Here is a 22809-nt window from a genome sequence, read left to right as displayed (position 1 = left end):
CATTACTCGATGGGTTTTTGATAAACAATGGCTTCAGGAAATTTTCGTACCCGATACAGTGCGGATATCCGACTCATGGATTCGGAATGTCCAAGGCAAATGAAGCCCCCTGGCCGCAGGGCATCGTAAAAGGTTTCTGCGGCGGCTTTGCGAGAAATATCATCAAAATAAATCAGCAGGTTGCGGCAAAATACGACGTCAAAATTACGATAAGGACGCGTGTCGGCACGATCAGAGAGATTTACTTGGGTGAAATCTACCGAAGATCTGATATCGTCAATCAACTGAAGTCCGCCGGTTACGCGTTTAAAATACTTTTTTACATAAAAATCGGGCATTTGCGATACGGAACGCTCCGAATATAGCCCCGCCCTGGCTTGGGCCAAAATCCTGGTATCGATATCAGATGCAATGATTTCAACATCATAGTGGTTTAAATCGGCCCAGCGTTCCAGCAAAAAAATGGCAATCGAGTAGGCTTCTTCACCAGACGATGATGGGATCACCCAAATACGAAAGGGGCCATCGTGATTTTTTTGCGCAACCAAATCGGGTAAAATAGAATTTACCAAGCAATCAAACTGGTATTCCTCGCGGAAAAAATAGGTCTCATTGACCGTCATAAGATTAGTGAGGTGCTGTAATTCTTCGCCAGATGCCTGAAAGCGCAACATCGTAAAATAACTGCGAAAAGCCTGATTATCGGTTGCAGCCATGCGTTCTAAAAGCCGCTTATCGACAAAATAGCGTTTGCCAGAATCAAATTGGATGCCCGTTTTGCGGTAAAAGAACTCACGAAACTTGGTAAAGTCTTCGTCGCTAATGGTGGGCTCAGTCATGGTAGTTTTATGCTTCCTGGATGCGCTTGATAGCTAGGTCAGCAGCAAACTGTATGTAAGGCTCTTGTGGGAAACGGGTTTTGAGTTGCTGCAAAGGCCCCAGCGCAGCGCGTGAGCCTACTTCACCTAGCAAATCGACAGCAGTGGCGCACACATTGACGTGCGGGTCACTCACAATCACTTCAGTGAGCCAAGTTTCTACCTCCGGGTGGCGCAGCGATTCGAGCACATTGACGGCAAAAATGCGCACATCGCTGGTGTCGTCTGCTAGCAATTGGCGCATGATGGGTGCCACCACTTCAGGCAGTTGCTGTAGTGCCTCGATGGCCTCGCTATGGAGCGCGGTTTCTTCGCTGCGCAGGCATTGCACCAGTCCTGCCAAAGCAGGTGCATCAGCTATGCGCACCAAGGTGGTGAGCATGATTTCACGTACCGATTGCTCGGTCTCGATCATCAGCCTATCTACCACGGCTTGGCTGCTGTCAGGGCAGTCCACTAAATCACGCGCTGCCCAGCGCCGCACTTCGGCGCGGGGGTCTTGTAACTGCTCGCGCAGTAGTGGGCAGTCACGGGTGGCGCGACGACGCTCTGGGGGCGCAGTGGCAGTCTTCTCTTGTCCTGACGGTTTGATAAGTGCCACTGTCGATCCTTGTGAAGAGGTGGATTTGAAAAGGCTAGCTGGTGCCTTTATTGGCGCAGCCTCATGGTAGGAACGAGTGAGAACAGTTTCGACACAGGTGTGTTGAGCACACCTGCCTTATAGAGTGTGTGGCCTGTGCACACGCTCTACTAGCCGCGCGCAGCCCAAGTTTTCAGTTGCGTGGCGATTTTCTCAATTCGCAGTGTCAGTGAGGCACCGCCACGCTCAATCAGTTCAGCGGGCATACCAAAAACCACTGCCGTGTCTTCAGACTCGGCTATGGTTTTACCACCACGCTTTTTGATCTCGGCAAAGGCATCAGCGCCATCATTGCCCATGCCAGTCAGCATGACGGCCACCAACGCACGCGGATTGACGTGTTCTAGCGCACTGCGGCCCAGCAACTCGACCGAAGGATGCCACAGATGCGCGCTCGATTCTGGCTTGGGCAGCACCGTGAGTGTGTTGGCGCGTTTGGTAAGCACCATGTCGGCCCCGCCTTTGCCAATGTAGATGGTGCCGGGAGTGACCGGCATGGGGCGGCTGGCTTCTACTACGTTGAGAGCACAGATGGAGTCAAGGCGTGCTGCAAAGGGCGCGGTAAAGCTGGCGGGCATGTGCTGTGCCACCAGTACCGGCCACGGAAAATCGGCTGGCAGCAAGGGCAGCACTTCTTCGAGTGCCCGTGGCCCGCCAGTAGAGACACCAATCAGCAGCAGCCCAGCACTCGACTGGCTGGCCGTAGTAGCACGAGACTTTGCAGCCACGGCGTGTTCTTCGCGCAGGCGCTGGCCCAAGCCAGATGCTCTGGCGCTGGCCATGCGTGGCTTGCTGGGGCGCGCACGCACAGCGCCGCGCACCTTGGCAATCAGATCGGCCTGAATGGTGGTGAGCGATAGAGAAATGGTGCCACCCGGTTTAGCCACATAGTCTACCGCCCCCAAATTGAGCGCTTCAAAGGTGGCTAAGGCCCCCTTTTCGGTCAGGGACGATACCATGATGACCGGCACCGGGCGCTCGGCCATGATGAGCGACAGTGCGGTAATGCCATCCATCTCTGGCATATTGATGTCGAGCGTGACCACATCGGGCTGAAAGCTGCGGTTTTCTTCCACCGCTTCGATGCCGTCTCGGGCTTGGCGGATTTCAAAATCGCCTTCAGCCTGAAAAAGCATCGACAACTGGCGGCGCATCAGCGCCGAGTCATCGACGATCAGCAATTTGATGGGTGCTGCTTGGGCCATGCCTGTTAGCTTGCTATGTTGTTCATGGAGGTTAGGTCGCCACTACTGAGCAGGTGGTCGGGGTCGATCAACTGCAACATGCGCTTTTGCTTTTCTAAATTAGCCATGCGTGCCAACAGCGTGACTTGTTCGCTCGATAGGCAAGGCGCTGGCTCAATGGCGTGGCGCGGCACTTTGAGCACTTCGGCCACGGCATCAACAATAAAACCGGTACGCACGCCGCGAATCAAAAACACCACAATGCGCTGGCCATCGTTGCGTGCCACGGTGGGCAGCCCCAAGCGGCGGCGCAGGTCTACCACCGGCAGCACGGTGCCGCGCAGGTTAATCACGCCCTCTACGGCAGCGGGGGCTTTGGGCACATGGGTTAAGGTTTCGGGCACGCGGACAATTTCTTGCACGCTGTCGATGGGCACGCCAAACTCTTCGGTGCCCAAGCGGAACACTACCACCTGCTCATCATCGCCGGTTTGGCTTTGTTGGGCATCGTTGCGGTTGTGGTCGGCAGTGCTGGTAGCGTCGTTATTGGCGGTCACGGTGCTCAGAGCCTCTTTGATAGACGAATGGCGGAACAGGTTGTCGGTAGAGACGATAGAGACCAAGCGCTTGCCTTCGGCCAAGCGGCAAATGTCAGTGATGTCGGCCATGTCGCCATCGCGGGCCAGCAGGCTGGGCATGGTTTCAACGTTGCGCCGTGGCACGCGCAGCACCTCGTTGACGTTGTCCACCACAATACCCACCGAAGCGCCACGAATCGACACCACAACAATGCGGCTTTGCTCGTTGGCCGATTGCTCAGGCAGTGCGAACATGCGCCGCAAGGACACCAGCGGCAGCAAGCGGCTGCGCAGCGTCATGACCCCCAGCACATGGGATTGGGCATGGGGCACTTGTACGATTTGCTCAGGAACTTGCACAATTTCTTGTACATCTTCAATGGCAATGGCGTACTCTTGTTGAGCGACCGCAAAGCTGACCAAATGCAGTTCTTCTTCGCTGCTGCGTTCAGCTTCGCCTTGGTTTTTCCCAGCATCCAGCCCCGATTGCAAGGCACTGTTTTGGCGCTGGTGCAGGTTGCTTAACTGCGAGAACTCTTGCGCAATGAGTTTTTCAAAGTTGAGCACCATGACCATCGCGTGGCCGCCCACGTCTTTAATCAGCCCCGACAGCAGCTCAGTATTGACGGTGCCTTGGATGCCCTCAACGCCTTCGATCTTGCTGGCATCTACGCCCACTACGCTGGCGACACGATCGACCACAAAGCCCATCGGCTGGCTGAGGTTGATGACCACAGCGCGGGAGGTATCGTCCGATTCGCGCTCGGCAAAGCCTAGCGCCCGGCGTAGCGAGACAATCGGCAGCACCTTGCCGCGTAGATTGGCCAAGCCTTCTAGCGTGGGCGGTGACAGGGGCACACGTACCACGGCGGGCACGCGGATAATTTCTTGCACCGGGGCCATCTCAACGGCAAATACCTCATCCCCGGCCATGAAGGTCACGTACTGGCGCGTGTCGGAAGACTGTAGTCCTGCGCCATTGTTGCCATTGCTGGAGACGGCAGAGGCTTCAGGGTTGGTTTCGCTGCTCATGTGGGGCCTTTGCTTTAGGTTTAGGCGCTTTGCAGCTCATCAGCCAGCGAGGCCACTTCTTCAATCGCGGTGGCCAGCTCTTCAGCGCCTTGCGATTGCTGGCGTGCAGCAGCAGCGGCTTCGTTGGCAGCCTTGGATGCCTCTTGGGCGGCGGCAGAAATTTGTTCAACGCCGCGCTTGACTTGGGCAATGGCGGCACCGATTTCGGTGGAAGCGTCCAGAATTTCGGTGGCGCTTTGCTCGACTTCGGCAATGTCGGTCTCGATGGCCTCTAGGTTGACCGAAGTGGCTTTGGCTTTTTCGACTTCAGCGGTGGCTGTGGCCACGATTTCGTCCAGATCGCGCCCGACCAAGCCAATTTGGTCTTGTACGGCCTTGACCAAGTCTTTGATGCGGTCGGCATTTTCTGCCGAGTCTTGGGCCAAGTTGCGGATGTCGGTGGCTACGACAACAAATCCCTTACCAAATTCTCCAGCCCGTGCCGCTTCAATGGAGCCATTGACGGCCAGCATATTGGTTTGGATAGAGACGGTGGCAATCGCATCGACGATTTTGTCAATGCGCCGCGATACCAGTTCCAGCTCTTTGACTTGTTTAATATTGACGCGGGTAGCCTCAGCCGAGGACAGAATACTGGCTACCAACCCGTTGACGGTTTGCTTATTTTCGCCCAGTAAGCGGCGGATGCTGGCTACTTTTTCTGTATTACTGGTGCCGCGCTCTACGGCCAACTGCGCGCCACGCTCGATTTGCGTGATGGCGGCTGCGGACTCTTCAGCTCCTGCCGATTGCACTTCTGCCCCTCTGCGAATTTGCTCAATGGCGGCGGCAATTTGCGTACCAGAGCGGCTGATTTCTTGCACTGCGGCGGACAGTTCTTCTGCTGCTGATGCCACTTCTTCGGCACTCTTGGCGACGTCAGTGGATTTTTTCAGGTCTTCGGCCAATTCGGACAGGCTGGCGGCAGTTTGCTCGCTTTGCGACAGTGCCTGGGTTTGCTCGGCCACAGTTTTAGCAGCTTCTTCGGCGGCAGCAGACTGTTCTTCTGCGGCGCTGGCGATGTCTTCGGAGCCTTTAAGGGCTTGGCGGGTGGCCGCCGCCGATTGTATGGCACCAGCGGCAATTTCGCCCACGCCATTGACGATATCGACCATGTCAGTGCGAATGCGTTCGAGCTGTTGGTTAATAGTTCTGCCGTTTTCGGCTTCGGTCTCTACCGTTTTGGCCGATTGGCCGATGCCATCGGCAATGATTCTGACTTCTTGTTGGATTTGCCCGACCAAGCCTTGGATTTGCTTGGCGCTTTTTTCCGAAGTTTCGGCCAGTGTGCGCACCTCATCGGCCACCACGGCAAAGCCCTTGCCGTGCTGGCCCGCACGGGCAGCCTCAATAGCGGCGTTAAGGGCCAGCAGGTTGGTTTGGTCGGCAATGCGAGCCACAGCTTTGACGATATCGCCAATGTTGGCAGCTTGTTTTTCCAGCTCGGCCACCATTGCTACGGAGGCACCTTGGCGCTGCGCTGAGACAGCCACGTTGTTTACCAGCGTCACCACTTCGGCGCCCGCTTTAACCACTAACGCTTGGCAGCCTTCGGCTTTGGTGCGGCTTTGCTCGGCGTTTTGCATTTGCCGTGTCACGGCATTTTCTACCTGCTTGAAGGCGCTGAGGGATTCTTGCGCAGCGCCAGAGGCCTCTTCGGCACCCTTAGCGATTTGGTCTGTCGAGCGCTTGAGTTCTTCGGCGGCGGAGGCAGCCTCGGCAATACCCGAAGACATCTGTGCGGTGGCGGCAGCAATGCGTTCTGCCGCCTGTTGTTGCTTGGCCAAGGTGCGTGCGCGCTTGCGCTGCACTTCGGCCTCACGGGCGGCACTGGCCGAGCTGCGGCTACTGGCCGAAGTACTGATGTCAGTGCTGCTGGGGGAGGAGACGGATTTTTTCAGAAGTGCCACGACAGGGTCCTTGTGTTCGGGAAAATGCGGGGAAATGTAAAGAAAAGTCAATAAAAGGTCAACGAGGTGTCGATTAAAAAATTTAATGAAAAATTAATGAAGAGTTAATGAAAAGATTTTGACATACAGTCCAATAGCTTTGTAAATCTATCTTTTTTATTTTTTTGCTGCGTGCTGGGTAGTAGAGCTTTACTGGAGAAAAAGGCTTGTTCAAAAGGTCGCCCGTGACCCTAGTACCCCCGTGGCCCGCTCGGCTTTTCCGCCCTGTGCTGTGACCATCACCATCAAAACCCATCACCACCGGGATCGTGGTCAACTCAGGATCGTTGCGCAGGATGTGGCCTACTTCAAAGCCGTCCGTATCTGGCATCATCGCGTCCAGCAGGATCGGGTTTGGCATCACTGGTGAGAATGTTTTTGGGCATATGGGTACATCTGTAAATATGTTAGAAAAATGTTAACAAATGTTTCCAATATTCTAGGGTGGCTGGCCAAATCTTGCGCGCCCCGACCTAGCCCATAGTGGGGAACATTGGCCGCTGTACCACAGTCCTAACTTTATGAATCTGACTTTTCTCTCTTTGGGTTGGCGCACACTCTGGCGCGACTGGCGTGCTGGTGAGTTGCGCCTGTTGTTGGTTGCAGTCACACTGGCTGTAGCTGCCTTGACGGCAGTGGGCTTTTTTGCCGACCGGTTGCAAGGCGGGCTACAGCGCGATGCCCAGCAATTGTTGGGCGGCGATGTGGTCATCATCAGTGACCAGCCTGCCCCAGCGCAATTTATCCAGCAAGCCCAAGCATTGGGCCTGCAAAGCGCTACGACCCTGAGCTTTCCGACGATGGCTAGAGCCAGCGACGCCCACGGCGGCGGTGCCAAGTTGGTAGCATTAAAAAGCGTATCGCCCGGCTACCCCCTGCGCGGGCAGTTGACAGTGGCCGATACCCTCAGTGATGCTGGTAGCAAAACCCGTGATATCCCGGCCCCCGGCGAGGCTTGGGTGGATGCCACGCTGTTGGACGCTTTGGGCTTGCAGTTGGGCCAGCCTTTGCTGTTGGGCGATGCAACCCTGCGCATTGCTCGCATTATTGTGATTGAACCAGACCGGGGCGCTGGCTTCTTGAGTTTTGCACCCAGAGTCATGATTCATGCGGCTGATTTGCCCGCCACTGCGCTGGTGCAACCGGCCAGCCGCATTAGCTATCGCATGGCGTTGGTGGGCACTCAAACGGCGGTGCAGCAGTTTAAGACGTGGGCCACTCAAGAGGCGGCCAAGCCCCCAGTGCATGGGGTACGGGTGGAGTCGCTCGACAGTGGACGCCCTGAAATGCAACAAACGCTAGAGCGGGCGCAAAAATTTCTCAATTTGGTGGCGCTGCTGGCGGCCCTGCTTTCTGCCGTGGCGGTAGCACTGGCGGCACGGGGTTTTGCTGCCAGCCATTTGGATGCTTCGGCGCTGCTGCGCGTGTTGGGCCAAAGCCAACGCACCATTGCGGGCAGCTATGTGGTGGAGTTTGCGCTGGTGGGGCTGGGGGCCAGTCTGTTGGGTGTGGCGCTGGGCTGGGCGGTACACCACGGCTTTGTCTGGCTGCTGGCAGGTTTGCTCGATGCCAATCTGCCCGCCCCTAGCCTGTGGCCCGCTTTGCTGGGTTTGGGGGTTGGCCTGACCTTGCTGCTGGCCTTTGGCTTGCCGCCAGTATTGCAACTGGCACAGGTGCCGCCTCTGCGTGTGATGCGTCGGGAGCTGGGCGCTTTGCGGCCCGCATCTTGGCTGGCCTTGGCCTGCGGCACGGCTGGTTTTGCCGCGCTGCTGCTGGTGGTGAGTCAAGACCACCGTTTGGGTTTGATTGCGGTTGGGGGTTTTGCCGTAGCGGTAGCCTTGTTTGCGGTGTTGAGTTGGTTGGCCGTTAAGCTGCTGCGGCGCGTGGTGGATGAAAGCACCGCCCCGCGCTGGCTGGTGTTGGCAACTCGGCAGATGGCGGCACGCCCCATTTATGCTGTGGTGCAGGTCAGTAGCTTGGCGGTGGGTTTGCTGGCGCTGGTGTTGTTGGTGTTATTGCGCACCGATTTGATCAGCAGTTGGCGTCAAGCTACACCGGCCAATGCCCCCAATCGCTTTGTGATCAACATTCAGCCAGAGCAGGCACAGGATTTTCAGCGGGTGCTGCAACAGGCCGGTGTGAAAGATTACGATTGGTATCCGATGATCCGGGGGCGGCTGGTGGCCGTCAATGACCGCCCAGTCAATCCAGATGACTACACTGAAGACCGGGCCAAGCGGCTGGTGGATCGCGAGTTCAACCTCTCTAACGCCGCCCAAGTGCCCGCACACAATCCGGTGGTAGCTGGGCGCTGGACGCCCGAAGAAAAAGACGCCATCAGCTTAGAAGAGGGCATTGCCCAAACTTTAGGATTGAAGCTGGGTGACCGGCTGCGCTTTGACATTGCCGGGGTGCTCACCGACGCCCGCATTACCAGTCTGCGCAAGGTCGATTGGGGTTCGATGCGGGCCAACTTTTTTGCCATGTACCCCATCAGCCATATCCCAGAGGTGCCGATCACCTATTTGGCCGCCTACCGCGCCCCAGTGCTGGCAGGTTTTGATAGTGCCTTGGTGCGTCAGTTTCCCAACATCACCAGTATCGACATGACGACTACGCTGGCCCAAGTGCAGCGCGTGCTTGACCAAGTGGTGCGGGCGGTGGAGTTTTTGTTCTTGTTCACGCTGGCGGCTGGGCTGGTAGTGCTGTTTGCCGCCGTCACCGCCACCCGTGAAGAGCGGGCGCGAGAATTTGCCATCATGCGCGCACTGGGCGCACCGGCCAGCCTATTGCGCCAAGTGCAAGGGGCCGAGCTGGCTGGTATTGGCTTGCTGGCGGGGCTGCTGGCCAGCAGTGTGGCTGTGGTGGTGGGCTGGGCCTTGGCGCGCTATGTGTTCGATTTTGCTTGGACAGCTTCTGCACTGGTGCCACTGGCGGGCAGTGCGGCGGGGGCTGTGCTGGCGCTGGCGGCAGGCTGGTGGGGCCTGCGCGAAGTGCTGGAGCGTCCGGTGGTAGCTACGCTGCGCCGTACGGCAGAATAAGCCCCTCTTTTAGCGGATGAGAACATACCATGGACGATGAAAACACCAGCAAGCAACCCACAGCCTTTGACCTGATTGGCGGTGAGCCGCGCTTGCAGGCCCTGACTGAGCGCTTTTATGCGCTGATGGACTTAGAACCCGGCTATGCCGAACTGCGCGCTACCCACGGCAGCACACTGGATGAGGCGCAGCAAAAACTGTTCTGGTTTTTGTGCGGTTGGTTGGGTGGCCCCGACTATTTTGTCGAAAAAATCGGCCACCCGCGCCTGCGCGCTCGGCATATGCCCTTTGCTATTGGCATCAAAGAGCGTGACCAGTGGGTGGCTTGCATGGATCAGGCCATGCTTGAAACAGGCATCCCAGAGCCGTTGCGTGAACGTCTGAACGAGAGCTTTATGCAAACGGCTGACTGGATGCGCAACCGTAACGGCTGATCGCCTAGGTTTATTGGCGTACTACCAGTACCGGTATATGCACGGCACTGAGTACGCGCTGGGCCACGCTGCCCAGCATCAGCTTTTCTAAGCCCCGGCGGCCATGCGAACCCATAACGACCAAGTCGGCACCGGTTTTCTCGATGGCTTGCACTACGCCTTCATGCACGGCATGGCCTTCGCCGATCAGCACCTGCGCCTCGATCTGGGCCTCGTGCATGGCTTGGCGCACAGCTTCGAGGGCGGCATTGGCTTCGGCTGTGGCAGCGCTGAGGTATTGCGCTTGGCCGTAGGCAAAATCAGCACCAACGCCGGTAAAGGGGTACGGATCGAGCACATACAGTGCCGTGACGGCGCTGCCAAAGGCTTTGGCTAGACCAATCGCCTTGTTAACTGCCAGCATGGAGGTGGGGGAGCCATCCACAGGCACCAAAATATGTTTGAACATGGTTTTTTCTCCTTAGGGTTGACCAAAATGCGGTGCAGATGGGGTCACAGTCTATACCGTCCCGCTACAGTCTCAAGAAAAAGGCTGCAAGAGTGACCTTGCCAGATGCTCCTGCCACCATTGCGCAAAAGCGCTGGCTGGCAGTGGCCGTGCAAATAAATAACCCTGCCCTTGATCGCAACCCAGTGTCTGCAAAAAGCGGTGTTGTTCGGTGGTTTCTACGCCCTCAGCCACCGTGCGCAAGTTCAAACTATGGGCCAGTTGCACGACGGATCGAACGATTTGCGCATCATGCTGGTCATCGCCCAGTCGTTGTACAAAAGATTGGTCAATTTTGAGTACATCCATCGGTAAGCGGCTCAAATACGACAGCGATGAATAGCCGGTGCCAAAATCATCCATAGACAATGACACCCCCAAACGCTTCAAGCGCTGGCAGATCAACACCCCTTCTTGCGGATTGACCATCGCCACGCGCTCGGTCAACTCCAAGTCCAACATCGCCGCCGGTACGCTGCTGGCGCGCAGTCTGTTTGCTACCAACTCTGGCAAATCCTGCTTCCAAAACTGGCCTGCCGACACATTCACACTCACCTGTAACCAGCCCATGCCGCTAGCGTGCCATGCTTTGATTTGTGCCAAGGCTTGCTCTAGTACCCATGTTCCTAGTGGAACGATCAGTCCACTTTCTTCGGCCACCGGAATGAATGTATCAGGGGCCATGATGCCAAGTGTCGGGCTGTTCCAGCGCAGCAAAGCTTCGGCCCCCAGCAGCGCCCCACTGGATAAATCGAGCTTGGGCTGAAAATGCAGCGTCAGTTCGTCAGTGCCCACGGCACTGCGCAACGAGCGCTCAATGGCTACCCTGAGTGCCGACTGCTGTGCCATGTCGGCGCTGAAAAAACTGTAGTTGTTGCGCCCGTTGTGTTTGGCTTCGTACATGGCACTGTCGGCATTGCGCATCAACGTTTGCACGCTGCGTGCGTCATCTGGAAACATGGCCACACCAATCGATGCCGATAATTTGAGTTCGCCTTGTGTGGTCAAAAAAGGCTGTGCCATCGCCGTCAGCAGTTTTTGCACACATATTTGCGCTCCCGGCTGGTCTATGGGGCACAGGAGCAAAATGAACTCATCACCGCCTTGGCGGCACACCGTGTCTTGGGCGCGCAAGGCCGCTTGTAACCGCTGGCTCACCTCAATCAAGACTTCATCACCGACATCGTGACCGTGTACATCGTTGACTTCTTTAAAATGATCCAAGTCCAAAAACAGCACGGCAAACTGTGTACGCTCGCGAGTCCCTACCCGAATCGCCTGCTCTAGTCGGTCACGCAATAAATGGCGGTTGGGGGTGTTGGTCAGCAGATCATAAAACGCTAATCGCTCAATCTCTTCTTCTGAGGCTTTGCGGATCGACAAATCGCTAAAAACCCCGACAAAACTCCCCGGCAGACTGCCCTGTTTTGATACTCGACTGACGCGCAGCCACTGCGGATAAACGGCACCATCTTTACGCCGATTCCATATTTCACCTTCCCAGTGGCCGTACGCTACCAGCTCGTGCCAAAACTGGCGGTAAAATGCCAGATCATGCCGACCGGAGGCCATTAAAGAGGGATTTCGGCCCATGACTTGGTCTTCAGAATAGCCTGTAATGCGCTGAAAGGCTGAATTTACCTGCACAATGCTGTTGCGCTCATCGCATATCAGTACGCCTTCGGAGCCTTGATTAAATACCGCCATGGCCCACTGTAAACGCTGCTCCATTTGGCGTTGGGCTGTGACCTCCGTGCTGATTCCGGCCACAGCAAATACGCGCCCGCATCCGTCTTTGAGTGGAAATTTATGGCTGACGAAATGGCGTTTGAGGCCACCACGCAATTGCAGTGTTTCATCTACCGTAATCGGCCGCTGGTTAATAAAGACTTGGTGGTCATTTTGCACCTGCAATTGTAATTCGGTAGAATTTAACCATTCTTGGCGTGCAGAACCGATCAGTTTATCAGTCGTGCGCTCTAATACCTTGGCTAGATGCGCATTGGCTAATACACAGCGTCCGTCGCGGTCAAAGGCATAAATTAAGGCATTGGCGTTGTCTAGTAGTGCCTGGAAAATTTGGCCTTCACGTTCACGATGGGCTTGATCGGAACGGTCTAATAACAATAATAAACGATGACCATCAAGGTGAAACGTTGCGTTGAGAACGCTGACGTGTCCTTCCACCGTGTGCTCTATGCCTTGGGCGTCACGGATAACCCAATCGCGCAGTACCTGTTGGCGCTCTGCAGTGACTTCTTTTAAGGTTTGTGCCAGCCGTACGTCTTCGGACATTCCTAATAAACGGAAAACGGAATGGTTCATCGCTTGCCGATGCTGCTTGAAACCAAAGAAGATCAATGCTGCGGTATTTGCCTCTTGCAACAAACCGTGCGCATCGAGCACCAAAGCAGGTAGCGGCAGGGTTTCAAAAAGCGCACGGTAGCGGCCTAAGGCTACCCGCGTTTCCACCTGCGCAGTTCTTAGTGCTTGGTTTTGTAACTCTAACTCTGCTTGGTACTCATGCAGACTCTCTTCGGTGCGTGCTAATATTTTTTGGGTGGCAAAAAAATCAGTGCCACTCATGTTACTCGTTCTGGATGTATCAGCGGCCATAAAGAACCTCTATCAAGCCAAAACGGCTGCGTCGGATTCATCCGTAAAACCGTGGTACCAGCCTGAAATGTTAATATGACTGATAAGAGCACCAAATTCGTGCCCGCCACTGACTGGTGCTACGTTCATGACGAACCAGCGCTTCTCGGTGGGTGAATGGCAGGGGTATTGCAAGGTAAAAAATGGCAATGTGCCTTCGAGTACAGCGCGCACGCCGCGCACTGCGCGCCGGGTGTACACATCTTCAAGATCATCGGCCCCTTTGCAAGCATCAAAGTAGTTGGTATCGGGGCCAGAATGGGTGAGTAGGCTGTTGCCGTTGGTGCGGGCAAAGTTACGCCAAGCAGTGTTGACCATGCTGATGCGTCCGTCTTGCTCCAACACAGCCACGTGCTCTGGTAGAGCATCAATCACTGCTTGCAGGCGCTGCAAGTCACGAAACACCGTGACATCGACAAACGTACACACCACGCCGCGCTGCTGGCTAGAGGGCACTCGATACGGCAGCAGCCGACACAGAAACATGCGCCCGTCTTCGGCCAAAATTTCGCGCTCTTGCGTCCGGTCGGTGAACAAGGTGCGACGAATGTCTTCCATCAAGTTCGGGTATTTGAGGCGGTGGCCAATGTCGTCCAAGGCCCGTCCAATATCTGAATCGCGCAACTTGAACAGTTCTAGTGCGTCGGGGCTGAACCGAGTCAGGTTTAAATCCTGATCAACAAAAACAGTGGCTACGCCGACCGCTTTGGTCATGCTGTCCATATCAGAATTGAGGCGACTGAGGATAGTGGTTTTCTCTTGAAATTCGGCGTTGACGGTGTTCAGCTCTTCATTGACCGATTGCAGCTCTTCATTAGAGCTTTGCAGTTCCTCATTGGAGGCCATCATCTCTTCGTTGGTGGCTTGCAGTTCCTCGTTGGAGGTTTCTAGCTCTTCAATTGTGGCTTGTAGGCTTTCTCGTGTGGCCATCAACTCGCGCTCCAGAATTTCCACTCTGGCCATGGTTTCGCTGGCCACGTCAATCGGTGCTGTGGCGTCGTCACTGGTTTGTGCGGGTGCATTACTCAGTCGCTCAAAGCACAGCAACACAAAACGCTCTTCGCCATGCAAGCGCAAGGGTTGAGCCACTAACCGCAGTGGTACATCTTCATCAGTGCCCACGCTGACATGCAAAATATCGGACATCAGTTTGACGCCGTCTTTGGTGGCCTTGAATACCAAGGCCGATGCTGATGGAATCAGCGCATCAGGCAGTACGCGGTGAATATCGAGGCTGGCCAGCCCTTCGCGGACTTGAAAAAATGATTTCATATCCCCAAACAAATGAACAGCTTGGTGTTGATCGTTTACCAACATGGCTGGAGGGACATAGGTGGACATGAGCGTTGTTAGCGCTGAATCTACCACCATAGCATCTGAAGGTACTGTACGCACAGGGGCACTCACCAAGCGTTTGCCCACCGGAGCTGGCACGGTAGCACCCGAAGCAGAGGTATCGTAGACCAACGGCAGTGTGCCTACCGTGCATTGGAATATTTTGTGCTTGACGTCTAAGGTGCTAAATGCAGTACTAGCGCCTAGTAACGACTCACTAGACCCTAAAAAAAGATAGCCGTCAGGTTTGACCGCATACTGTAAACGGCGCTGCGCCCTGTCTTGGGCTTCGGGGCGAAAATAAATCAGCATATTGCGGCAGCTCACCAAATCCATGCGGGTGAATGGTGGGTCTTCTAATAAATTATGGCGCGCAAAAACAATGACTTGTCTTAATTCCGGTTTAACAACAAAGTAACTGCCATTTTTAACAAAAAATCTCTCTAACCGGGAGGGTGTTAGCTCTACCGCAGCAGACTCTGGATATTGCCCTTGTGCTGCTGTATCAATGTTTTGTTGGTTGATGTCCGTGGCAAAAATCTTCAGGCTAGGCCAACGCCGTTCGCGCTCAAATGCTTCCATAAATAGCATGGCCAAGCTGTAGGCTTCTTCACCCGTGGATGTGCCTGCTACCCAGACCCGGATGGGGCTGCCACCACTGGCTTTTTTTACCAATTGGGTAATAGCTTTTTCGGATAGCAACTCAAATGATTCTGGGTCGCGGAAAAAGCTGGTAACGGCAATCAGCAGTTCGCGGCGCAACACGAACAACTCGGCCCGGTCTTGCTCAACCAAGTCAAGGTAGGTCTGCAAATTGGGCATGTGGCGCACTTGCATACGCCGTTGGATGCGCCGCATGACGGTACCTGATTTGTAATCTTGAAAGTTAATGCCGCCAGTTTGTTTGAGCAATTGCAGTAGCGATTGTAAGGCTTCACCTTCTGTCAGTAGCTCGTTGCGGGCTGGTGTATCAGCTGGTGGGTGTATTGGTTCGTATGGCAGGTTCTGGATATGCAATAGCACCCGTGCGCCCAGATTTTGTGCAGGTAAAACTTCGTCTACCACCCCAGTGGCAATCACACTGCGGGGCATGCCATCAAACTTGGCTTGCTCAGGGTCTTGCGCCAGTAAAAAACCACCCGCAGCATTAATGGCTACTGCCCCTCTAGTGCCATCAGACCCTGTGCCTGACAGCACCACCCCCAGCGCCCGTGAGTTGTAACTTTCTGACAGAGAGCTGAAGAAAATATCAATGGGCAGCGTGAGTCCATGGGGGCTTTTGGGTGATAAATGGAACTGCCCACCAGATACGCGCATGACGGCACCCGGTGGTATTAGATAGACCTGATTGGCTTGTACCGGCATACCATCTTCTACCATTTGCACTGGCATTCGTGTGTGCCGTGATAGCAGATTGTTCATCATGCTTTTGTGGTCGGGTGATAAATGTTGCACCACCACATAGGCTGCACCGCTGTCAGATGCACAGTGATCGAAAAATTGTTCTAGTGCCTCTAGTCCGCCTGCTGAGGCTCCAATGCCCACTACATAACCATCGAAATGTACGCCGGGTAGAGAGGTATTTTTGCTGGTACGAGTGGTTTTACTCACAATACTGGTTCCTAGTTCAATGGCACGATACCCGTGCAGACACGCCCGCTAATGCCGATGCAATGTCTCTGCAAGAGGTAAATATTTGGGTCTTTGGTGGCACACGTTGCAAAGCAGCAACGCCGCCACCGCCCAGCCACAGGCATACATCGGGAGGCAGCTGTTGCATGAGTAAAGTGAGCTCGCACTGGGTCAACCGAGGGGCCAAAGCTGGGCTGAGCGATAGTGCTAGTACTTGGGCATCAAACAGCAGCACAGCCGCGCACATTTCTGCCAATGGGACGTTGGCACCTAGGTTGACCACCCGCGCCCCTAGGCTGCGCAGCACGGACTCGACCATAGACAAGCCCAGGGTGTGGTGCTCGCCCGATAGTGTGGCCAGCAATACGGTGGGCGATGGATGGGAAGCAACTGGGGGTGTAGCCCCAGTACAAGCCATAGCCAGCACCCGCTGCACCAAAGTAGAAAGGCTGTGCTCTTCTAGGACGCGGACACGTTGCTGTGCCCATCCGTCCCCGATGGCCCACAACAGGGGGCCTAAGACGTCGTCGGCAAAAGCCACCAAACCTTGCTGTGCGAGTTGCTTGCACAACCAAGCATCGCAATGCTCAGGCTGCCCTTGACGCAGCCATAGCAGCATGGGGGCTAGGGTGTCGTGCAGAGGGGTTGCAGAGAGGCGCTCTGCGAAAGGTGTACGCAATACGACGCCCGGCTTTTCGCCATTTGCCATCCTAATCAGGGCTAAACGCAATTGATCTACGGTGGCCGGGGCATATAGTCGCGTACGGGCAGAGGTGCGTTGTGCCAATGGAAATCCGTAGCGAGACTCCCATTTGCGCAATGTGGTGGTGGCCACACCCAACTCTGCCGCCAATACACCGATAGAAACGCCAGATTTTTCGGACAGAGCACACCTCTTCAATACATAAGTGCATAGTGTACTTGTCCATGCTAGGGTTGGACGTGACCCATGTCAAATCTAGGATTCTTTTGGGGGATTTGTGGCTTGTATTTTTGATTGAGTCAGCCACAGTCAAAAATTTGAAGGTGGGCAAGAGCGGTACTGGGAATTTTTAGCTGTTGGCAAAAAATCTATGTTTTGTTAATAGCCTTGTGCAATCACTCTATCCAGAAGGAAAATCCCATAAGTTCGATGAAATTGATAAATATAAACTATGATGTATGATGGTTATCATCATAATAAGGGATAAGCCGTATTGTGGTTTTGTGTTGGTATGAACTGTTAATGGTAGTCATTACCAACCTTGAAGATTGATGTTTCACACCCATTGATTCAAGTTGTTACACAAGTGAGTTTTACGCATCTGGAGCCGCAGCGGGGCTATCTTGAAAGCCACTGCGTCGGCAAGTGACCACCAGCGTATCGCGGTAGCCCCCGGCCATTTCAGGTTGGATGGGGGTGGTTTCGTGGATCATGCGTGCATCATCGAGTAGCAGCAGCGACCACGGCTGCGTCAGCGTAAAACGCTGTCCAGCGGGTGCGCATGCTTCAAAGACACGCGTTTCTCCGCCCTTGACCCCTTCACGAGCCACTAAGAACACTGCAACTAAATCGACACCATCGCGGTGCGCGCCTTCGGGGGTCGGGCGGCCAATGCCGTCGGTGGTGTCGATGCGAAACTGGTGCGCTTCTATAAACCAAGGTGTTGGCGTTTGGCCGGGGGAAAATACCGCCGTACACAATTGGCCCAGCGTTTGCAACAACTGGCCCCAGACCGGGCGGGCCAGACTGGCCTGCGGTATGGGTTCAAACCAGCGCTCCATGCCGCCGTGCAGTGCGTTGTACTCTAGCGGCTGCCAGTGGGCGCGGTGCGGCACGGGGTGTACGGTAGCCCCCTGCACGATAAACGAGGCGTGGCGGCGTTGGCGGTAGCGGCCACCGTCTTTGAGGTAGTGGTCGGGGGGTAGATGGTTCCAGTCGGCTTGCAGGGCCTGCAAGTCGGGCAGCTGGCAGCCGATCCACTGGGCCACATCAGCCGAAGACAAAACAGCAAAGCCTTGCTGTTGTAGCCGCTGTGGTAAGGCAGGTAGGGGGCAAAACGGCGGCAAGAAAGTGGGCGTGGCCATGAAAGCGTGCAAGGTTGGTACAGTAACAAGGTACCAGTTTCGCACACACGAGCCCTGCAGGGGCTTAAACTGGCGCATTCGTTTCATTTACCCAAGCCGCCATGTCCCACGAACGTCGCCATTTCACCCGTGTCCACTTCGATGCCCCGGCCTTATTAAAGCTCGATCACTCTAGCTTACGTGTGCATATCCTCGACCTGTCACTCAAGGGCGCATTGGTAGCGCTGCCACCCGGCCACGGGCTAGAGTCTGGCACTTTGTGTCAGTTGCAATTGACGCTGGCACCCTCTAACGTTCACATCACCATGGCTGTAGAAGTGGCGCGGCACGAAGAGCACCAAACCGGCCTGCGCTGCTTGCATATGGACTTGGACAGCATCACCCACCTGCGTCGGTTGATTGAGTGGCAGTTGGGCGATGCGGCCCTGCTGGATCGGGATTTATCGCAGTTGGTGGCTGGTGCCAAGCGCGTCGGCTACGACGACTGAAACCTGCGCGCCAGCAGCGTTTTAGCGCCGCGACGAGACCACAATCCCACCCACAATCAGGGCAAATGCCAGTGCGTGGTACAGGTGCGGCGCTTCGCCCAAAAAGGCTGCTGACAGCAGTGCGGCAAACAGTGGCGTGAGGTTGGCAAAAAAGCCCGCTAAATTGGGCCCAGCGCGGCGCACACCAATGCCCCAAAAGCAGTAAGCCAACAGGGCAGGGCCAATGGCAATAAAGGCCAAGGCTGCCAGCAGTGGCGCACCCCACACAATGGGCGTGCCCATGCCGCTGGCCCATTCAGCGCCAGCAAACAGGCTAGACCAGCCCAAGCCAAAAACCAATTGGCCCATCAAAAAAGCGGCCCAATCGTTGCGGATGCTGGCTGGCTCAGTGGTGCGTACCAGCAGCCAGCTATAAAAGGCCCAAGCAATGGTAGCCAGTAGGATGAAAAAATCGCCCGGTACGAGCCGCAGCGCCAGCAATTGGCCCCATTCGCCTCGGCTCAGTACCACCACCACCCCAACGATGGACAGCGCTGCCCCCGCTACTTGTCGTCGTGTGGCCGGAACGCCAAAAAACAGAGCACCAATCGCCAACATCCACACCGGCATACTGGAGCCGACCAAGGTCACATTGATAGGCGTGGAGGTTTGCAGTGCCAGATAAAGCAAGGCGTTATAGCAGCCAATGCCCAACAGCCCCAGCACGATAAAACGCCGCCAGTGCGTCCATACCGGGCTGCTGCGGCGCAGCACCCGATAGGCTAGTGGTAGCAATAGCACAAAGGCCAACAGCCAGCGGATCAGGTTGAGCGTCATGGGGGGCACCCAATCGCTAATCAGCCGCCCGACCACGGCATTACCCGCCCACAGCAAGGGGGCGAGGGTGAGCATGGCAGCCGTGCTGGGGCTAAGGGATGGCTTCATTTGCTGCGCGCCCGCAAAAATTCATCCACGATAAGCAGCGCTGCGCCTACCGTGATGCCCATATCGGCAATGTTAAAGGCTGGAAAATGCCCGCCATAAAACAGGCCAGACAAAAAATCCCAGTGAAAGTCCAAAAAGTCCACCACATAGCCGTGGACAACCCGGTCGATCACATTGCCAATGGCACCGCCCAAAATGCTAGCCAAGGCAAAAGAAAACAATTTTTGTCCAGGGTGTAAGCGTAACTGCCAAACAATCACTACCGTGGCCACTACGCCGATGGCGGTAAATAGCCAGCGTTGCCAGCCCCCGGCCTGCGCCAGAAACGAAAAGGCTGCGCCGGTATTGTGCGCCCGCACAATGTTAAAAAAGCCAGTGATGTGCGTTGCATCGCCCAACTGGTAGGCCCCGACAATCAGGGCCTTGGTGATTTGGTCGGCCACCAGTAGCAGCAGCGCCCAGCCCAACCAAGGCCAGAGGCTGCCGCCCGTGTTGGAGCGGCCTAGCTCGGATGCAGAACCCATTTAGGCGTGCGCCCGGTGCTCGCCCGTGCCGTGCAAATTGCTGGTGCAGCGGCCACAGAGGGTGGGGTGGGCGCTGTCGTGGCCGACATCGTCGCGGTAATGCCAGCAACGCTCGCATTTGGCGTCGGTGCTGGCGCTGACGGTGGCGGCATAGGCATCGCCCGCTACCAGTTCGATCTGCGAGGTGATAAAGACAAACTTCAAATCGTCGCCCAAGCTGGCCAGCAGGGCATGGTCTTCGGGTGGCACGGTCAGGCACACCTTAGCTTGGAGCGAGGAGCCGACTTGGCCTGCGCCGCGCACCACTTCGATGTCCTTATTCACCAAGTCGCGGATGGCACGGATGCGTGCCCATTTGTCGAGCAACCCTTCATCGGCGGTAGCGCTCACACCAACGGCCCCGTAGGTTTCCAAAAAGATGGATTCGGAGTTGCCAAAAAATTTCCACGCTTCTTCGGCGGTAAAGCTAAGGAACGGTGCCATCCAGCGCAGCATGGCGTGGGTGATGTGCCACAGGGCGGTTTGGGCGCTGCGCCGTGCCAAACTCTTGGGCGCGGTGGTGTAGAGCCGGTCTTTGAGCACGTCCAGATAGAAGCCGCCCAAGTCTTCGGAACAATACAGTTGCAGCTTGGCGACGACGGGGTGAAACTCGTACACCTTGTAGTGCGCCAGCACCTCTTGTTGGAACTCGGTGGCGCGGGTCAGGGCGTAGCGGTCAATCTCTAGCAGTTGCTCAAACGGCACGGCGTCTTGTGCCGGGTCAAAATCGCTCACATTGGCGAGCAAAAAGCGCAGGGTGTTGCGGATACGGCGGTACGAATCGACCACGCGGGCCAAAATTTTGTCATCGATAGCCAAGTCGCCGGAATAATCGGTCGAGGCGCACCACAGACGGATGATTTCTGCGCCCAGCTTGCCGCTCACCTCTTGCGGCGATACCGTGTTGCCCAGCGATTTGCTCATCTTCTTGCCTTGGCCGTCTACCGTAAAGCCGTGCGTGAGCAGGCCACGGTAGGGGGCGCGGCCATAAATGGCGCTGGCCAGCAGCAAGGAGCTGTGGAACCAGCCCCGGTGCTGGTCGTGGCCTTCAAGATACAAGTCGGCCTCAGGGCCGCTGTCGTGGTGCATATCGCCGTGGGTGCCACGCATGACGTGCCAGAAGGTGGAGCCAGAATCAAACCACACTTCCAAAATATCGGTGCTCTTGGTGTAGTGCGGTGCGTCTTCCGCGCCCAAGATTTCTTCGGTGGTGACGCGGCTCCAAGCCTCAATGCCGCCTTGTTCGATGATTTCAGCGGCTTGATCGACGATTTCCATTGTGCGCGGATGCAGCTCGCCCGAATCTTGGTGCAAGAAAAACGGCAGCGGCACGCCCCAAGAGCGTTGGCGCGAGATGCACCAGTCGGGCCGCCCGGCAATCATGTCGCGCAGGCGGGCCTTGCCGTTGGCGGGGTAAAAATGGGTGTGCTCAATGGCGTTGAGGGCGGTGGCGCGCAGCGTGCTTTCGGCCTTGTCGGTGGTGAACACGCCTTCGCCCTCATCCATGCGTACAAACCACTGGGCGGCGGCGCGGTAGATCACTGGGGTTTTGTGCCGCCAGCAGTGCGGGTAGCTGTGGGTGATGGTTTGCGTAGCCAACAGGCGACCAGCGTCGCGCAGCGTTTGCAGCACCACGGGCACGGCCTTCCAGATGTGCAGGCCGCCAAACAACGGGAAGTCGGCGGCGTAGCAGCCGTTGCCTTGCACGGGGTTGAGGATGTCGTCGTATTTCAGGCCGTGGGCGATGCAGGAGTTAAAGTCATCGACACCATAGGCGGGGGCGGCGTGGACGATACCGGTGCCGTCGCTGGCGGTGGCGTAGTCGGCCAGATAGACGGGGGCCAAACGGCGGTAGCCGTAGCTGCCATCGGGGCTGGCAACGTCGTACAGGGGGTGTTCAAACTCCAAGCCTTCCAGTTGCTGGCCGGGCACGGTAGCCAACACTTCGCCTTGCAGGCCCCAGCGTTGCAGGCAGTTATCGACCAACTGCGCCGCCACAATGAACTGGCCGCGCTCGGTTTGCACCAGTGCGTAGGGCAATTCAGGATTGAGGTTCAGCGCTTGGTTGGCGGGAATCGTCCAAGCGGTGGTTGTCCAGATAACGATAAAGGCTTCTGGCTGCACAGCGGTCACGCCAAAGGCGGCTGCCAAGCGGGCCGGGTCATGGGCCTTGAAGGCCACATCCAGCGTTTCGCTCTTTTTGTCTTGGTATTCGATCTCAAACTCGGCCAGCGAGCTGCCGCAGTCAAAGCACCAGTACACCGGCTTGAGGCCGCGATAGACATAACCGCGCTCCATGACGCGCTTCAAGGCGCGCAGTTCACCAGCCTCGTTGGCGAAGTTCATGGTTTTGTACGGATTGTCCCACTGCCCCAGCACGCCCAAGCGCTTGAAGTCTTGCATTTGTTGGGCGATTTGCTCGGTGGCAAAGGCACGGCTTTTGGCCTGCATCTCGTCGCGGGGCAGGTTGCGGCCATGTAGTTTCTCGATGGCGTTCTCAATCGGCAGGCCGTGGCAGTCCCAGCCGGGCACATATTGGGCGTCGTAGCCTTCGAGTTGGCGCGCCTTGGTAATCATGTCTTTGAGTACCTTGTTCACGGCGTGGCCGATGTGCAACTGGCCGTTGGCGTAGGGCGGGCCATCGTGCAAGATGAACTTGGGCTTGCCGCTGCGGGCATCGCGCAGTTTTTGGTAGATGCCCTTGTCTTCCCATTCTTTCACCCATGCTGGTTCGCGCTTGGGCAGGTCGCCGCGCATCGGAAAGGGGGTGTCGGGCAGGTTCAGGGTGCTGCGGTAATCGGTGGCAGCAGAGGATTTTTTGGCGTCGGACATGGCAAAAATTTCAGAAAAATGCAACAAGCGCAACCTGAACAGCGGTGTTCA

At 56.2% G+C, this 22809-nt stretch carries 17 protein-coding genes; 3 read left to right on the top strand and 14 right to left on the bottom strand.

Features of this window, described 5'->3' with window-relative positions:
• Nucleotides 1–2: 2 nt before the first annotated feature.
• The 6 genes from BMX55_RS01640 to BMX55_RS01615 all read right to left on the bottom strand — a co-directional run bounded on the left by BMX55_RS01640 (nucleotide 3) and on the right by BMX55_RS01615 (nucleotide 6661).
• Nucleotides 3–839, bottom strand: coding sequence for a CheR family methyltransferase (locus BMX55_RS01640; RefSeq protein WP_091451739.1), 837 nt, complete (start codon nucleotides 837–839; stop codon nucleotides 3–5).
• A gap of 7 nt (nucleotides 840–846) precedes the next feature.
• Nucleotides 847–1479: a HEAT repeat domain-containing protein gene (locus tag BMX55_RS01635; protein ID WP_218144451.1), complete on the bottom strand. Its 633-nt coding sequence runs from the start codon at nucleotides 1477–1479 to the stop codon at nucleotides 847–849.
• A gap of 149 nt (nucleotides 1480–1628) precedes the next feature.
• The gene (cheB, locus tag BMX55_RS01630) at nucleotides 1629–2723 is read right to left on the bottom strand and encodes a chemotaxis-specific protein-glutamate methyltransferase CheB (RefSeq protein WP_091451737.1); all 1095 of its coding nucleotides are present in this window, start codon (nucleotides 2721–2723) and stop codon (nucleotides 1629–1631) included.
• 5 nt (nucleotides 2724–2728) lie between these two features.
• Nucleotides 2729–4312, bottom strand: a complete 1584-nt coding sequence (locus BMX55_RS01625) for a chemotaxis protein CheW (protein WP_091451734.1) — start codon at nucleotides 4310–4312, stop codon at nucleotides 2729–2731.
• Nucleotides 4313–4332: 20 nt separating this feature from the next.
• Nucleotides 4333–6261 (bottom strand): methyl-accepting chemotaxis protein, encoded by a 1929-nt coding sequence (locus BMX55_RS01620; protein WP_091453086.1) that lies wholly within the window; start codon nucleotides 6259–6261, stop codon nucleotides 4333–4335.
• Between the two features lie 82 nt (nucleotides 6262–6343).
• A complete protein-coding gene (locus tag BMX55_RS01615) occupies nucleotides 6344–6661 on the bottom strand; it encodes a response regulator (RefSeq protein WP_091451731.1) in 318 nt (105 codons plus the stop codon).
• 160 nt (nucleotides 6662–6821) lie between these two features.
• Here BMX55_RS01615 and BMX55_RS01610 point away from each other — a divergent pair, with 160 nt between their 5' ends.
• Both BMX55_RS01610 and BMX55_RS01605 read left to right on the top strand, forming a co-directional pair.
• Nucleotides 6822–9341: an ABC transporter permease gene (locus BMX55_RS01610; protein ID WP_091451727.1), complete on the top strand. Its 2520-nt coding sequence runs from the start codon at nucleotides 6822–6824 to the stop codon at nucleotides 9339–9341.
• Nucleotides 9342–9370: 29 nt separating this feature from the next.
• Complete coding sequence (locus BMX55_RS01605; RefSeq protein WP_091451724.1) at nucleotides 9371–9775, top strand: group II truncated hemoglobin; 405 nt, start codon at nucleotides 9371–9373, stop codon at nucleotides 9773–9775.
• A gap of 10 nt (nucleotides 9776–9785) precedes the next feature.
• Here the strand turns inward: BMX55_RS01605 and BMX55_RS01600 are convergent, their stop codons facing one another.
• The 5 genes from BMX55_RS01600 to BMX55_RS01580 form a co-directional block, all read right to left on the bottom strand.
• A complete protein-coding gene (locus BMX55_RS01600; protein WP_091451721.1) occupies nucleotides 9786–10223 on the bottom strand; it encodes a universal stress protein in 438 nt (145 codons plus the stop codon).
• A gap of 72 nt (nucleotides 10224–10295) precedes the next feature.
• Nucleotides 10296–12848: a sensor domain-containing protein gene (locus BMX55_RS01595; RefSeq protein ID WP_177172796.1), complete on the bottom strand. Its 2553-nt coding sequence runs from the start codon at nucleotides 12846–12848 to the stop codon at nucleotides 10296–10298.
• A 42-nt stretch (nucleotides 12849–12890) separates the two neighbouring features.
• The gene (locus BMX55_RS01590; RefSeq protein ID WP_218144450.1) at nucleotides 12891–15863 is read right to left on the bottom strand and encodes a chemotaxis protein CheB; all 2973 of its coding nucleotides are present in this window, start codon (nucleotides 15861–15863) and stop codon (nucleotides 12891–12893) included.
• A gap of 16 nt (nucleotides 15864–15879) precedes the next feature.
• Nucleotides 15880–16737 (bottom strand): MerR family transcriptional regulator, encoded by an 858-nt coding sequence (locus tag BMX55_RS01585; RefSeq protein ID WP_281242813.1) that lies wholly within the window; start codon nucleotides 16735–16737, stop codon nucleotides 15880–15882.
• 443 nt (nucleotides 16738–17180) lie between these two features.
• Nucleotides 17181–17951, bottom strand: coding sequence for a 2OG-Fe dioxygenase family protein (locus tag BMX55_RS01580; RefSeq protein WP_091451712.1), 771 nt, complete (start codon nucleotides 17949–17951; stop codon nucleotides 17181–17183).
• A gap of 101 nt (nucleotides 17952–18052) precedes the next feature.
• On the opposite strand from BMX55_RS01580, the gene BMX55_RS01575 reads away from it, so the two are divergent.
• Entirely contained in the window at nucleotides 18053–18439 is a 387-nt protein-coding gene (locus BMX55_RS01575; RefSeq protein ID WP_091451709.1) for a PilZ domain-containing protein, read from the top strand.
• A 21-nt stretch (nucleotides 18440–18460) separates the two neighbouring features.
• Here BMX55_RS01575 and BMX55_RS01570 read toward each other — a convergent pair whose 3' ends face one another.
• Genes BMX55_RS01570 through ileS form a run of 3 tightly spaced genes read right to left on the bottom strand, consistent with a single transcriptional unit; the run spans nucleotide 18461 to nucleotide 22758 of the window.
• Nucleotides 18461–19363 (bottom strand): DMT family transporter, encoded by a 903-nt coding sequence (locus BMX55_RS01570; RefSeq protein ID WP_091451706.1) that lies wholly within the window; start codon nucleotides 19361–19363, stop codon nucleotides 18461–18463.
• Nucleotides 19360–19887, bottom strand: a complete 528-nt coding sequence (lspA, locus tag BMX55_RS01565) for a signal peptidase II (protein ID WP_091451704.1) — start codon at nucleotides 19885–19887, stop codon at nucleotides 19360–19362. Before lspA ends, BMX55_RS01570 begins: the two co-directional genes overlap by 4 nt.
• Nucleotides 19888–22758, bottom strand: a complete 2871-nt coding sequence (gene ileS / locus BMX55_RS01560; RefSeq protein WP_091453081.1) for an isoleucine--tRNA ligase — start codon at nucleotides 22756–22758, stop codon at nucleotides 19888–19890. It abuts the gene before it with no gap.
• Between the last annotated feature and the right edge of the window lie 51 nt (nucleotides 22759–22809).

The sequence above is a fragment of the Giesbergeria anulus genome (genome assembly GCF_900111115.1).
Lineage (GTDB): Bacteria > Pseudomonadota > Gammaproteobacteria > Burkholderiales > Burkholderiaceae_C > Simplicispira > Simplicispira anulus.
This window is presented reverse-complemented; position numbering and strand designations above follow the sequence as displayed.

Excerpts from the sequence above, each read along its gene's own strand:
- BMX55_RS01580 (WP_091451712.1), bottom strand. The coding sequence starts at position 17,951 with ATGGCCACGCCCACTTTCTTGCCGCCGTTTTGCCCCCTACCTGCCTTA.
- BMX55_RS01570 (WP_091451706.1), bottom strand. The coding sequence starts at position 19,363 with ATGAAGCCATCCCTTAGCCCCAGCACGGCTGCCATGCTCACCCTCGCC.
- BMX55_RS01625 (WP_091451734.1), bottom strand. The coding sequence starts at position 4,312 with ATGAGCAGCGAAACCAACCCTGAAGCCTCTGCCGTCTCCAGCAATGGC.
- BMX55_RS01610 (WP_091451727.1), top strand. The coding sequence starts at position 6,822 with ATGAATCTGACTTTTCTCTCTTTGGGTTGGCGCACACTCTGGCGCGAC.
- BMX55_RS01605 (WP_091451724.1), top strand. The coding sequence starts at position 9,371 with ATGGACGATGAAAACACCAGCAAGCAACCCACAGCCTTTGACCTGATT.
- lspA (WP_091451704.1), bottom strand. The coding sequence starts at position 19,887 with ATGGGTTCTGCATCCGAGCTAGGCCGCTCCAACACGGGCGGCAGCCTC.
- ileS (WP_091453081.1), bottom strand. The coding sequence starts at position 22,758 with ATGTCCGACGCCAAAAAATCCTCTGCTGCCACCGATTACCGCAGCACC.
- cheB (WP_091451737.1), bottom strand. The coding sequence starts at position 2,723 with ATGGCCCAAGCAGCACCCATCAAATTGCTGATCGTCGATGACTCGGCG.
- BMX55_RS01615 (WP_091451731.1), bottom strand. The coding sequence starts at position 6,661 with ATGCCAAACCCGATCCTGCTGGACGCGATGATGCCAGATACGGACGGC.
- BMX55_RS01640 (WP_091451739.1), bottom strand. The coding sequence starts at position 839 with ATGACTGAGCCCACCATTAGCGACGAAGACTTTACCAAGTTTCGTGAG.
- BMX55_RS01595 (WP_177172796.1), bottom strand. The coding sequence starts at position 12,848 with ATGAGTGGCACTGATTTTTTTGCCACCCAAAAAATATTAGCACGCACC.
- BMX55_RS01575 (WP_091451709.1), top strand. The coding sequence starts at position 18,053 with ATGTCCCACGAACGTCGCCATTTCACCCGTGTCCACTTCGATGCCCCG.
- BMX55_RS01600 (WP_091451721.1), bottom strand. The coding sequence starts at position 10,223 with ATGTTCAAACATATTTTGGTGCCTGTGGATGGCTCCCCCACCTCCATG.